The organism is Luteipulveratus halotolerans (assembly GCF_001247745.1).
Lineage (GTDB): Bacteria > Actinomycetota > Actinomycetes > Actinomycetales > Dermatophilaceae > Luteipulveratus > Luteipulveratus halotolerans.
Genome location: NZ_LAIR01000002.1, coordinates 892655 through 905607 on the forward strand (window position 1 = coordinate 892655; position 12953 = coordinate 905607).

Below are 12953 nucleotides of genomic sequence, written 5' to 3' on the forward strand. Positions count from 1 at the left end.
CCGCCGCAACCGCAGCCGCCGCGACGAGCCTCGCGGCGACGTCTCACGCATCATGGGCGGTGGCACCCGCACCGAGTCCTACGCCGGCGGGCGCTGGTCGGTGCGTTCACTGCGGGGCAACTCCGAGGGTCGCAGCTACACCTGCCCGGGCTGTCAGCAACAGCTGTCGAGCGCCACTGCCCACGTGGTGGTCTGGCCTGCGGACGGGCTCGGAGACGTGGAAGATCGACGGCACTGGCACACGTCGTGCTGGTCTGCCCGCGAGCGCCGCCCGCCGCGGGGTTCGTGGAGGTAGGGAGTCAGGTACGTGACCGAGATCCGGGCCAACACCGTCCTCGCGGCACGCCGTGAGGACATCGAGCTCGAGACCGCCGACGGGCTCTCGCTCGTGGGGGAGCTCGCCCTGCCGGCCGATGCGGACCCGCTCGCCACTCTCGTCACGCTCCACCCGCTCCCGACGCACGGCGGGTTCATGGACAGCCACGTGCTCAAGAAGGCGTCCTACCGGTTGCCGGCGCTCGCCGACCTGGCGGTGCTGCGGTTCAACACCCGTGGCACGACCTCGCCGCGCGGCACGTCCGAGGGCGCGTTCGACCACGCGGTGGGCGAGCGGTACGACGTCGCCGCCGCGATCGAGTACGCCGAGTTCCGCGAGCAGCCCGTGCTGCCCCGCCGCTGGTTGGTCGGCTGGTCGTTCGGCACCGACCTGGCGCTGATGCACGGCCTCGACCCGTCGGTCGAGGGCGCGATCCTGCTCAGCCCGCCGCTGCGCTACTCGCGACCTGAGCACCTTGCGGCGTGGGCCGACTCCGGCAAGCCCGTCGTGTGCCTGGTGCCTGAGCACGACGACTACCTGCGCCCGGCCGAGGCGGCCGAGCGGTTCGCCGCGATCCCGCAGGCGAAGGTCATCGGTGTCGACGGAGCCAAGCACCTGTGGGTCGGGGAGACCTACGTACGGCGCGTCCTCGACGAGATCGTGGCGACCGTCGTACCCGGTCGTGGGCCCCTGCCGACCGAGGTGTCCGACGACCTGGTCGTGGGTGACGCGTCGTGACGCACTCACCCCGCGTGTCGGCGGCCGATGTCGAGGCCGCCGCCGAGCGCATCGCCTCGGCCATCGTCCCGACCCCGACGCAGCGCAACGCCCGGCTGTCCCGCCGCACCGGGCTCGACGTGTGGCTCAAGCGTGAGGACCTCCAGCCGGTCCGCTCGTACAAGCTGCGTGGTGCGTACAACCTGATCTCGCGGCTGGCCGAGCAGGACCCGGACGCCGGCGTCGTCTGCGCGAGCGCCGGCAACCACGCCCAGGGCGTCGCGTTCGCGTGCGCCGACCTCGGCGTGCACGCCCGGATCTACCTGCCTCGTACGACGCCGCGGCAGAAGCGCGAACGCGTCGCCGCGATCGGTGGGGACGCCGTCGAGATCGTGATCGAGGGCGACTACTTCGACCAGAGCTCGTCGGCCTCGCGGGCGTTCGCGCGCGAGAGCGGTCGCACCCTGGTGCCGCCGTTCGACGACCTCGCGGTGATCGCCGGTCAGGGCACGGCGGTGCGCGAGCTGGTCGAGCAGATCGGTCACGCACCCGACGTGCTCGTCGTCCCGGTCGGCGGAGGCGGGCTGCTCGCGGGCAGCCTCGCGTGGCTGCGCGAGCGGCATCCCGGCGTACGCGTGATCGGCGTCGAGCCGGCCGGTGCGCAGAGCCTGAGTGCGGCGCTCACCACCGGCGCTCCGGTCGACCTGGGCGAGGTGGACCCGTTCGTGGACGGTGCGGCCGTGGGGCGCGTCGGCGACCTGACGTTCGCGCACATCCACGACGACCCGCCTGCCGTGCACGCCGTGCCGGAGGGGCTGATCTGCATCGAGATGCTCGACCTGTACCAGCAGGACGGCATCATCGCCGAGCCGGCGGGGGCGCTCGCCTCCGCGGCGCTCGCGCTGCCCGACCTCGGCATCGAGCCCGGGGCGACCGTCGCGTGCCTGCTGTCCGGGGGCAACAACGACGTGAGCCGCTACGCCGAGATCGTCGAGCGCGCCCTGGTCCACGAGGGACGCAAGCACTACTTCCTGGTCGACTTCCCGCAGGAGCCTGGCGCGCTGCGGCACTTCCTGGACGACGTGCTCGGCCCGGACGACGACATCACGCTGTTCGAGTACGTCAAGCGCAACAACCGCGAGACCGGCCCGGCCCTGGTCGGCATCGAGCTGGGCTCACCCGACGACCTGCCCGACCTGCTCGACCGGATGGAGCAGGGACCGCTGCAGATCGAGCCGCTGCCGCCGGAGAGCCCGGTCTCGCGCTTCCTCATCTGAACCCACCGCACGAAAACCGTCTGTCCGGCAGTGCATGGAGTGCCGATCAGACGGGATTCGTACGAAGGTGCGGCGAGCTCTGTCTGTCCGGCAGTGCATGGAGTGCCGATCGGACGAGATGCGTACGGCCTCACTGGTGCTGCTGGCGGGGGACCAGGACCTCTTCGTAGAGCAGCAGCAGACCGGCGGCCACAGGGATCGCGAGCAGCGCGCCGAGGACGCCGAGCAGCGTGCCTCCGGCGAGGGCGGCGACGACGGTGATCGCGCCCGGCACCGAGACGGTGCGCTGCATGACCTTCGGCACGATCACGTAGTTCTCGAACTGCTGGTAGACGAGGTAGTAGATGCCGACGACGAGCGCCTTCTGCGGTTCGACGAAGAACGCCACCAGCGCCACGATCACCGCGCCCAGCGTCGCGCCGACCATCGGGATGAGGCCGAGGAAGCCGACCACGACGGCCAGCACCGCGGCGTACGGGATGCCGAGGACCGTCATCATCACCCAGCTGCAGACGGCGTTGATGGTCGCGACGAGCACCTGGCCGATGGCGTACGAACCCGTGCGCCGCATGATCTCCTCGCTGAGCGAGATGAACCGCGGCCGACGCGAGGCGGGCACCATGGCGTACGCCGCCTGCTTGACCCGAGGGAAGGACACCAGGAAGTACAGGGTCAGGATCAGCACGGTGAACGCCTGGAACAGGCCGCTCGCCACGACCTTGCCGGCTCCGAGCACACCGCCGAACACCTGGCTGACGAACGCGCCGTCGGTGACACGCTTCTGGACCTGCTCCTGCACCTTGGCGCTGATGTCGTAGTCCTGGTCGAGGTCCTTGACCCACTGCTGCGCGAGGAAGTCGTCGACGATGTGCGGTGCGTTGTTGCCGAGCTGGGTGGTCTCGTCGACGAGCGGTGGTACGACGAGCCAGCCGAGCAGACCGAACACCGCGACCAGCCCGAGGCAGACGATCGAGACGGCGTACGAGCGGCGCAGCCCCCGACGCGTGAGCGACTCGACGATCGGGTTGAGCGCGAGGGTGAGGAAGAACGCGACCAGCAGCACGGTGAGCGTCGTGGTCAGCCGGGTGATCAGGTGGACCAGGGCGTACGCCAGCGCCACCCCGATCGCGCCCATGAAACCGATGTAGATGGGGGAGGCGCGGTTGATCGGGTTGCCGAGGCGGCCGTACGAGGTCTCGACGCCCGCGGGCGCCGTGCCCTCGGACGGCGCAGCGGCGTCGGCCGGCGTGGCTCCGGCCGGCGGCGGGACGTCCTGCTGCTCGGCGCGAGGTGGCGACGACTTAGGTGACGCGGCGGAGGGGGCCGTGGCAGCGCCGAACCGGTTGCTCTCGCGCAGGGCGTCCCGCTGCTGCTCCTGGAACGTGCGCCAGCGACGCATCGCATCGCCGGGCCGGTAGGTCACCCGGTCGGAGGCACCGCGCAGCCGCGGCAGACGGGGTCGGGGCAGCGGTCGCACGGGCGCATTCTGTCGTACGTTCGCGTCCGTGCGTCGAACACGGCGGTGAAGGTGACGTGTCGGGTCAGCGTGCGGGCTCGACCAGCTCGACGAGGACGCCACCCGCGTCCTTGGGGTGGACGAAGTTGATGCGGCTCCCAGCGGTGCCGCGCCGCGGCTCGTCGTACAGCAGGCGCAGCCCGCGCTCGCGCAGAGTCGTGCTGACGGCGTCGAGATCGCGTACGCGGTAGGCGAGCTGCTGCAGGCCCGGGCCGCTGCGGTCGAGGAACTTCGCGATCGTCGACTCGGGGGTGAGCGGCGCGAGCAGCTGCAGCTGCGGACCGCCGGCCTGCGACCCGACCTGCAGCATCGCCTCGCGCACGCCCTGCTCCTCGTTGCGCTCCTCGTGGGCGACGACCATCCCGAACGCCGCGCCGTAGAACGCGATCGCCTCGTCGAGGTCGGCGACGGCGATGCCGACGTGGTCGATGGTCTCGAACAGGTGCGTGGGGAGCTCGCTCATGGGGCCAGACTAAAGTGGATGGGACGAGCGTCACGTTCCGCGTCCCGACGCTCCCACACCCGTTGCTGGAGGCAGTTCGCATGACCGAGTCCACCGACCGCACCCCCGTCCTCGTCGCCGGAGCCCGTACGCCGATGGGCCGGCTCCTCGGCTCGCTCAAGGACTTCTCGGCCGCCGACCTCGGCGGCGTCGCCATCAAGGGCGCGCTGGAGAAGGCCGGCGTCACGGGCGACCAGGTCGACTACGTGATCATGGGCCAGGTCCTCACCGCCGGCGCGGGCCAGATCCCGGCTCGTCAGGCTGCGGTCAAGGGCGGCATCCCGATGACCGTGCCCGCCCTGACGATCAACAAGGTCTGCCTGTCGGGTGTCGACGCCATCGCGCTCGCCGCCCAGCTCATCCGCGCCGGTGAGTACGACGTGGTCGTCGCCGGCGGCCAGGAGTCGATGAGCCAGGCCCCGCACCTGCTGGCCAAGAGCCGCACCGGGTTCAAGTACGGCGACGTCACCATGCAGGACCACATGGCGTACGACGGCCTGTGGGACGCGTTCACCGACCAGGCGATGGGCAACCTCACCGAGGACGCCAACGTCGCCGACCAGGAGTTCAGCCGCGAGGAGCAGGACGCGTTCGCCGCACGCAGCCACCAGCTCGCCGCCAAGGCCTGGAAGGACGGCCTGTTCGACGACGAGGTCGTGAGCGTCAGCATCCCGCAGCGCAAGGGCGACCCGATCGAGTTCCGCGAGGACGAGGGCATCCGGGCCGACACGACCACCGAGTCGCTCGCCAAGCTGTGCCCGGCCTTCCGCAAGGACGGCACGATCACTGCTGGCACGGCCTCGCAGATCTCCGACGGTGCGGCCGCGGTCGTGGTGATGTCCAAGGCGAAGGCTGACGAGCTCGGCCTGACCCCGCTCGCCGAGATCGGTGCGCACGGCGTCGTCGCCGGCCCCGACTCCACGCTGCAGGCGCAGCCGGCCAACGCGATCGCGGCGGCCTGCGCCAAGGAGGGCGTCGAGCCTGCCGACCTGGACCTCATCGAGATCAACGAGGCGTTCGCCGCCGTGGGGCTGGCCTCGACCAAGCAGCTCGGCTACGACGCCGACAAGGTCAACGTCAACGGCGGGGCGATCGCGCTCGGCCACCCGATCGGCATGTCCGGCGCGCGCATCGCGCTGCACCTCGCGCACGAGCTGAAGCGTCGCGGTGGTGGCATCGGCGCTGCTGCTCTGTGCGGCGGCGGTGGTCAGGGTGACGCGCTCATCGTGCGCGTCCCGCAGTCCTGAGTCCCGAACCGTCCTGGTGCCGCGTCGAGGTCCTGTCGACGTCACCGCGCTGGTGAGTGCTGCCCGTGAGGGCACACCCCGCGCGGTGGCGCGGCTCATCACGCTCGTCGAGAACGCCGACCCGGCCCTGCGCGCGGTGATGCAGGCGCTCGCGCCGCACACCGGCCGTGCACGGGTCATCGGCCTCACCGGCTCGCCCGGTGTGGGCAAGTCGACGACCACGAGCGCGTTGGTGGCGGCCTACCGCGAGCGAGGCGCGCGGGTCGGCGTCCTCGCCGTCGACCCGACGTCACCGTTCTCGGGCGGAGCCCTGCTCGGCGACCGCATCCGGCTGTCCGAGCACGCGCTCGACCCCGAGGTCTACGTCCGCTCGATGGCCAGCCGCGGCCACCTCGGCGGCCTGTCGTGGGCGACGCCCCAGGCGCTGCGCGTGCTCGACGGTGCGGGCTGTGATGTCGTGCTCCTCGAGACCGTCGGGGTCGGGCAGAGCGAGGTCGAGGTCGCCGGGCTCGCCGACACCACGGTCGTGCTGCTGGCACCCGGGATGGGTGACGGGGTGCAGGCCGCCAAGGCCGGCATCCTCGAGGTGGGCGACGTGTTCGTCGTCAACAAGGCCGACCGTGACGGAGCCGACGTCACGGTGCGCGACCTGCGCGGCATGATCTCGCTCGGCGACCGCAGCGAGCCGGGCCTGTGGCGACCGCCGGTGCTCAAGACCGTTGCCGAGCGGGCCGAGGGCGTCACTGACGTCATCGAGTCGCTCGACAAGCACCTCGCCTGGCTGGAGGAGCACGGCGAGCTGCGCGCCCGGCGTACCCGTCGTGCCGCACGCGAGGTCGAGGCGATCGCCGTACGCACGCTGCGTGAGCGCATGGGTGACGTGCGGGCCGGGCACGGGCTGGACGACCTCGCCGCCGAGGTCGTCGACGGCCGCACCGACCCCTACACCGCGGCCGACCGCCTCGTGGCGTCCCTGTGACGAGCCAGCCGGCGCACCGCTGAAATCACACCGGGCGGTCGCGATTCGCGGGGCTAGGCTCCAGGCATGAAGCAAGCCGAACCGGCCATCCTGCTCGTCTCCGGCGACCATCGCGAGGAGGTCGTCGAGGAGATCTCCAGCCGCTACGGCCGTGACTACGACGTGGTGGTGGCGGGTGGACTCGGCGAGGCCGTGGCCGCGGCGACGAGCCTGGTCTCCCGCGACGTACCGGTGGCACTGATCGGTGTCGAGGGCTCGCTGCCCGATGCGCAGGGGCTGGTGACGATCGACTGCCTGCACGCGCTGATCCCGACCGCCAAGCGACTGCTGCTCACCGCGTAGGAGGACTGGGCAGCGTCCAAGGAGCAGATCCAGGACGCCATGAGCACGGGCCGTGTCGACCTGTCCCTCGTGATCCCGCGCGGCGTCCGCGACGAGGAGTTCCACAACGCCATCACCGAGTCACTGTCGGACTGGGGCTGGACCACCGGTGGTCCGGTCGTCGACGTGGTGCAGATCGTGGCGGACGACGAGACCGCCGAGCTGGGTGCGTTGCGTGACTTCCTCGACCGCATGGGCATCCCGACACGGGTCTACCCCTCGACCCATCCCGCGGGCAAGGACGTGGTCGCCCGGGCGATCTCAGCGGGTCGGCCGGTCGAGCAGCCGCTGGTGGCGGCGTTCGACCACGACCCGATCTCACGGCCCTCGATCGGCAAGCTCGGCCGGGTGATGTTCGGTGACCCGGACGCGCTCGGTGACGGCTACGTCGCCGACCTCGCCGTGATCGGTGCCGGGCCGGCCGGTCTCGCGGCCGCGGTCTACGGCGCGTCCGAGGGGCTCTCGACCGTGGTCCTGGAGTCGGAGGCCATCGGCGGGCAGGCCGGGACGAGCTCGATGATCCGCAACTACCTCGGTTTCCCGCGCGGTATCTCCGGGATGCGTCTGGCGCAGCGGGCGCGGTTCCAGGCATCCCGGTTCGGGGCGCGGTTCTTCGCTGCCCGGCCGGTCGAGGGGCTCGTGCCGGGCCTGCCCGGTGAGCCGCACACGATCCGGCTCGAGGGCTTCGAGGTGAGGGCCCGCAGCGTCGTGATCGCGTCGGGCGTCTCCTACCGCCGGCTCGGCGTCCCCGCGATCGAGGACCTGGTGGGCCTCGGCGTCAACTACGGCGCGGCCATGAGCGCGGCCCGCAGCTGTGCGGGCACCGACGTGTTCGTCGTCGGCGGTGGCAACTCCGCCGGCCAGGCCGCGATGCACCTGTCGCGCTTCGCCCGGTCGGTGTCGATCCTGATCCGCCGCGAGTCCCTGCACGAGACGATGTCGGACTACCTGATCCGCGAGATCGAGGCCAACCCGCGCATCGTCGTACGGCCTCGGACCGAGGTCGTCGACGGGGGCGGCGGCACGCGGCTGGAGTGGCTCAAGCTCAAGGGCCCTGACGGCGAGCTCACCAAGGTCCACGCCGGCGGGCTGTTCCTGCTGCTCGGGGCCAAGCCGTGCGTCGACTGGATCCCCGACGTCGTCGGCCTCGACGAGCGTGGCTTCGTGCTGACCGGCCGAGACGTGCCGCCCGAGCACTGGGACGGCGACGTCCCGCCGGCCGCGCTCGCGACCACGGTGCCCGGCGTGTTCGCTGCGGGTGACGTGCGGTCGGGGTCGATGAAGCGGGTCGCGTCGGCGTCCGGCGAGGGTGCGGCCGCCGTACCCCTCGTCCACGCCTACCTCGACGCCTGTGCGGCCGAACCGGTGCCGTCGGCCTAGGTTGGGGCCATGCTCTTCGCGTTCTCCGTCGCCCCGTCCACCACCGACGCCGAGGACGGCTCGGTGAGCGGCGCCGTCGCCGAGGCGATCAAGGTCGTCCGCGACTCCGGTCTGCCGCACCGCACCGACTCGATGTTCACCACCATCGAGGGGGAGTGGGACCAGGTGATGCCGGTCATCAAGGCGGCCTGTGACGCCGTCGCCCAGCACAGCCCGCGAGTGAGCCTGGTGCTCAAGGCCGACCTGCGGCCCGGTTACGACGGTCAGCTCGACGCCAAGGTCGTGCGGGTCGACGAGCGCATCCGAGAGCTCGAGTCATGAGCGACACCAACGGTTTTCGTCTGTACGCCGTCCGCGCGCCCCGCATCGACGAGGCTGACGAGCTGGCCGAGCTGCATGTGCAGATCTGGCGCGAGACCTACGCCGACGACATGCGTGCGGAGTTCCTCGAGGCGCTCGACCCCGCCCCGCGTGCCGAGATGTGGAGGCGCGTCGCGGCCGAGGAGGCCGAGGGTGTCGCGGGAGCAGACGGCCGCACCGTGCGGGTCGCCGTGGATCCCGAGTCGGGGCGGGTGGCAGGGTTCGGGATGGTGGGGCCGGGCCGCGACGACGACCCGCCCCAGCCGACGGAGCTGCGGGCGCTCAACATCGCGCGCGACCACCACGGGCGCGGAGCCGCCGGCCAGCTCCTGGCCGCCACGCTCGGCGACCGGCCGGCGTACCTGTGGGTCGTCGAGGGCAACGCGCGGGCGCAGGCGTTCTACCGCAAGCACGGCTTCGAGCTCGACGGCGGCCGGACGGTCGACGACGAGAGCGGCGCAGTCGAGCTGCGCATGACCCGCGCGTGACCTGTGTCCGAAACGCGCGTCTCACGTCCTACGACAGCAGGCCCACCGCAGTAGTTTGGCCAGGGTGAGCGCTGCCAGACGACTGTCCTTCGACCCGATCCGGCGTGCCGCCGATCAGTGGCGGGCGCGCTGGGGCGAGCAGTCGCCGTACGCCGCGATGGCCTCGGCCACCTCGATCATGCGGGCGCAGCAGATCCTGCTGGCCGATCTCGACGCCGCGCTCGCACCGTTCAACCTGACGTTCGCGCGCTACGAAGCCCTGGTGCTGCTGACCTTCAGCCGCGCCGACGGGCTGCCGATGAGCAAGGTGGGGGAGCGGCTCATGGTGCACCCGACCAGTGCGACCAACATCGTGCAGCGCCTGGCCGCCCAGGGCCTGGTCGAGCGCCTGCCCAACCCGCGCGACGGGCGTGGTGCTCTCGCACGGATCACCGACGAGGGCCGCCGAGTCATGGAAGAGGCGACGAGCGCGCTGCACGCCATCGAGTTCGGGCTGGCCGCGCTGGACGAGCGTGAGCACCGCGAGCTGTTCGACCTCCTGCACAAGCTGCGCGTGCACCGCGGCGACTTCGTCTCCGAAACCGACTGACAGCACAGGGGATTCGCATGTCGCAGCCACTGGACGTCCTGGTGTTCTACGCGCCCGTCGACGCGGTCGACGCCGTCCTCGACGCGGTGTTCGACGCAGGTGCCGGTGCGATCGGCGACTACGACCGGTGTGCTTTCCGTACGACGGGAACGGGGCAGTTCCGGCCGCTCGCGGGCGCGGACCCGACGATCGGGGCCGTCGGTGAGCTCGAACGCGTCGAGGAGCAGCGGGTCGAGCTGGTGCTGCCCCGCGGCGTACGGCAGGAGGTCGTCGCGGCCCTGCGGCGCGCGCATCCGTACGAGGAGCCGGCCTTCCACGTCATCGAGACGGCGCGGATCGACAACTAGTAGGACGTCCAAGTAATCTGGGTCACATGACGAGTACGCCGGAGCCCGCCTCTCCCAGCACCGGTCGCGAGCGCTGGGCCCAGCGCTTCGCAGCGGCCCAGAGCAAGGGTCAGGTGCGCGATGCCGACTTCACGACCCTGTCCGGGATGGAGGTCGAGCCGGCGTACGGCCCGACCGAGGGTGAGGTGCCCGAGCGCATCGGCTGGCCCGGTGAGTTCCCGTTCACCCGCGGCCTCTACCCGACGGGCTACCGGGGCCGCACCTGGACGATCCGCCAGTTCGCGGGCTTCGGCAACGCGGTGCAGACCAACGAGCGCTACAAGCTGATCCTGCAGCGCGGCGGTGGCGGCCTGTCGGTCGCGTTCGACATGCCGACCCTGATGGGCCGCGACTCCGACGACCCGCTCAGCCTGGGCGAGGTCGGCCACTGCGGGGTCGCCATCGACTCCGCGGCCGACATGGAGATGCTGTTCAAGGACATCCCGCTGCAGGACGTCACCACGTCGATGACGATCTCGGGCCCGGCCGTCCCGGCGTTCTGCATGTACCTCGTGGCCGCCGAGCGTCAGGGCGCCGACATCAGCACGCTCAACGGCACGCTGCAGACCGACATCTTCAAGGAGTACATCGCTCAGAAGGAGTGGCTGTTCGCGCCCGAGCCGCACCTGCGTCTCATCGGCGACCTGATGGAGTACACCTCCGCGAAGATCCCCGCGTACAAGCCCCTGTCGGTCTCCGGCTACCACATCCGTGAGGCGGGCTCGACGGCCGCGCAGGAGATGGCGTTCACGCTCGCCGACGGCTTCGGGTACGTCGAGCTGGGCCTCTCCCGGGGCCTGGACGTCGACACGTTCGCACCCGGCCTGTCCTTCTTCTTCGACAGCCACCTCGACTTCTTCGAGGAGATCGCCAAGTTCCGCGCGGCCCGCCGCATCTGGGCGCGCTGGTTGCGCGACGTCTACGGCGCCAAGACCGACAAGGCTCAGTGGCTGCGCTTCCACACCCAGACGGCAGGCGTCTCGCTGACCGCGCAGCAGCCGATGAACAACGTCGTCCGCACCGCCGTCGAGGCGCTCGCAGCCGTGCTCGGCGGCACCAACTCGTTGCACACCAACGCGCTCGACGAGACGCTCGCCCTGCCGACCGACCAGTCGGCCGAGGTCGCGCTGCGCACCCAGCAGGTGCTGATGGAGGAGACCGGCGTCGTCAACGTCGCCGACCCGCTCGGCGGCAGCTGGTACGTCGAGGCCCTCACCGACCAGATCGAGGCCGAGGCCGAGAAGATCTTCGACAAGATCCTCACGATGGGCGGCAGCTCGGTCATGTCGGCCGACACCGAGGGGCTGGCCGCGCAGGTCGAGGCGGGCAAGGGTCGTACAGGGAAGGACGTCTGGCCGATCACGGCAGGCATCCTGCGCGGTATCGAGGACGGCTGGTTCATGTCCGAGATCGCCGAGGCGGCGTTCCAGTACCAGACGGCGCTGGAGAAGGGCGACAAGAAGGTCGTCGGCGTCAACGTCCACACCGAGTCGATGGCCCACGAGCTGGAGATCCTGCGCGTCAGCCACGAGGTCGAGCGCGACCAGGTCGCGGCGCTCGCCGACCGCAAGGCCGGTCGCGACCAGGCTGCCGTCGACGCCGCACTCGCGACGCTGTGCGACGTCGCCCGCGGCGAGGGCAACATGATCGAGCCGATGCTGCAGGCCGTGCGTGCCGAGGCGACGATGGGCGAGATCTGCAACGCGCTGCGCGACGTGTGGGGCGTCTACCGCGAGCCCGCGCGCTTCTGATCGCTCAGGCGCCGGGCGGGGTGCATCTCGCCCGGCGCGTCGGCGACAATGGGGCACATGACCCAGCAGCCTCTCAACGCGGCCTCGCTGCGCGGAGCCGTCGACCTGTCCAGCCTCGCCAACCGCCCCGCCGGTGCACCTCCGGCCGGTGGCTCCGGTGCTCCAGCCGGTGAGGCTCCGGCATCCGGCGCGACCGACGGACTCGTCGTCGAGATCGACACGCAGGGCTTCAGCGCGCTGGTCAGCGCCTCGACCCGCTACCCGGTCGTCATCACGCTGTGGGCGACGTCCCAGCCCGCGTCCCGCACCCCGGTCGACGAGCTCGCCCGCGCCGTACGCAAGCAGGAGGGGCGCGTCCAGCTCGGCATCGTCGACATCGACCAGTCGCCCGAGATCGCACAGGCGTTCCAGCAGCTCGGCCAGCAGGCGCAGCTGCCCGCAGGCACACCGATGACGACCGTTGCGTTCCTGCAGGGTCAGCCGATGCCGTTGCCGCCCATCCCGTCCGAGGAGGCGGCCGGCCAGCTGATCGACGAGCTCGTCAAGGTGGCCGTCAGCAACGGGATCACCGGCCGCGTCCCCGGCGACCACACCGCCTCCGATCAGGACGCCGGCGACGACGTGGAGGGCGACGGCGAGGACGCCGAGCTGCCCCCGCTGCACCAGGCGGCGTACGACGCGATCGAGCAGGGCGACTACGACGCCGCGATCACCGCGTACGAGCAGGCGCTCGCCGACAACGCCGGTGACGAGGAGGCGCGCCTCGGGTTGGGCCAGGTGCGGCTCCTGCAGCGCACCGAGGGCGCTGACCTCCAGCAGGCGCGCGCCGCTGCGGCCGCCGACCCGCACGACCTCGAGGCCGCCAAGACCGTCGCCGACCTGGACGTGCTCGGCGGTCACGTCGAGGACGCGTTCACCCGCCTCATCGACCTGGTCAAGGTCACGGCCGGCGACGAGCGCAACGCCGCCCGTGAGCACCTCATCGGGCTGTTCGACATCGTCGGAAGCACCGATCCGCGGGTCAAGAAGGCACGGACGGCCCTGATGTCCGCGCTGTACTGACG

14 protein-coding genes are annotated in these 12953 nt (G+C 71.3%); 12 read left to right on the top strand and 2 right to left on the bottom strand.

Features of this window, described 5'->3' with window-relative positions:
* Positions 1–307: 307 nt before the first annotated feature.
* Positions 308–1054 (top strand): alpha/beta hydrolase, encoded by a 747-nt coding sequence (locus VV01_RS04830; protein WP_050668902.1) that lies wholly within the window; start codon positions 308–310, stop codon positions 1052–1054.
* A complete protein-coding gene (ilvA, locus tag VV01_RS04835) occupies positions 1051–2310 on the top strand; it encodes a threonine ammonia-lyase IlvA (RefSeq protein WP_197274991.1) in 1260 nt (419 codons plus the stop codon). The genes VV01_RS04830 and ilvA overlap by 4 nt, the downstream gene beginning before the upstream one ends.
* A 130-nt stretch (positions 2311–2440) precedes the next feature.
* On the opposite strand, the gene VV01_RS04840 is transcribed toward ilvA, so the two are convergent.
* Complete coding sequence (locus VV01_RS04840; protein WP_231635157.1) at positions 2441–3787, bottom strand: AI-2E family transporter; 1347 nt, start codon at positions 3785–3787, stop codon at positions 2441–2443.
* Between the two features lie 64 nt (positions 3788–3851).
* On the bottom strand, positions 3852–4289 hold the full coding sequence (gene mce, locus VV01_RS04845) for a methylmalonyl-CoA epimerase (RefSeq protein ID WP_050668903.1): 438 nt from the start codon (positions 4287–4289) through the stop codon (positions 3852–3854).
* An 80-nt stretch (positions 4290–4369) separates the two neighbouring features.
* Between mce and VV01_RS04850 the strand changes: the two genes are divergently transcribed.
* The 10 genes from VV01_RS04850 (at position 4370) to VV01_RS04890 (ending at position 12951) form a co-directional block, all read left to right on the top strand.
* Complete coding sequence (locus tag VV01_RS04850; RefSeq protein WP_050668904.1) at positions 4370–5575, top strand: acetyl-CoA C-acetyltransferase; 1206 nt, start codon at positions 4370–4372, stop codon at positions 5573–5575.
* A 52-nt stretch (positions 5576–5627) separates the two neighbouring features.
* On the top strand, positions 5628–6554 hold the full coding sequence (gene meaB, locus VV01_RS04855) for a methylmalonyl Co-A mutase-associated GTPase MeaB (protein ID WP_407942893.1): 927 nt from the start codon (positions 5628–5630) through the stop codon (positions 6552–6554).
* Between the two features lie 66 nt (positions 6555–6620).
* On the top strand, positions 6621–6896 hold the full coding sequence (locus VV01_RS24755) for a response regulator (protein ID WP_331456412.1): 276 nt from the start codon (positions 6621–6623) through the stop codon (positions 6894–6896).
* Between the two features lie 39 nt (positions 6897–6935).
* Entirely contained in the window at positions 6936–8315 is a 1380-nt protein-coding gene (locus tag VV01_RS04860) for an NAD(P)/FAD-dependent oxidoreductase (RefSeq protein WP_331456413.1), read from the top strand.
* A gap of 9 nt (positions 8316–8324) precedes the next feature.
* Complete coding sequence (locus VV01_RS04865; protein ID WP_050668906.1) at positions 8325–8636, top strand: thiamine-binding protein; 312 nt, start codon at positions 8325–8327, stop codon at positions 8634–8636.
* The gene (locus tag VV01_RS04870) at positions 8633–9163 is read left to right on the top strand and encodes a GNAT family N-acetyltransferase (RefSeq protein WP_050668907.1); all 531 of its coding nucleotides are present in this window, start codon (positions 8633–8635) and stop codon (positions 9161–9163) included. Before VV01_RS04865 ends, VV01_RS04870 begins: the two co-directional genes overlap by 4 nt.
* A gap of 64 nt (positions 9164–9227) precedes the next feature.
* Positions 9228–9752, top strand: coding sequence for a MarR family winged helix-turn-helix transcriptional regulator (locus VV01_RS04875; protein WP_050668908.1), 525 nt, complete (start codon positions 9228–9230; stop codon positions 9750–9752).
* A gap of 17 nt (positions 9753–9769) precedes the next feature.
* The gene (locus VV01_RS04880; protein WP_050668909.1) at positions 9770–10099 is read left to right on the top strand and encodes a hypothetical protein; all 330 of its coding nucleotides are present in this window, start codon (positions 9770–9772) and stop codon (positions 10097–10099) included.
* 26 nt (positions 10100–10125) lie between these two features.
* Positions 10126–11889, top strand: a complete 1764-nt coding sequence (locus tag VV01_RS04885) for an acyl-CoA mutase large subunit family protein (RefSeq protein ID WP_050668910.1) — start codon at positions 10126–10128, stop codon at positions 11887–11889.
* 57 nt (positions 11890–11946) lie between these two features.
* Positions 11947–12951 carry a tetratricopeptide repeat protein gene (locus tag VV01_RS04890; RefSeq protein ID WP_050668911.1) on the top strand — a complete coding sequence of 335 codons (1005 nt, stop codon included), beginning with the start codon at positions 11947–11949 and terminating at the stop codon, positions 12949–12951.
* The last annotated feature ends 2 nt before the right edge of the window (positions 12952–12953 follow it).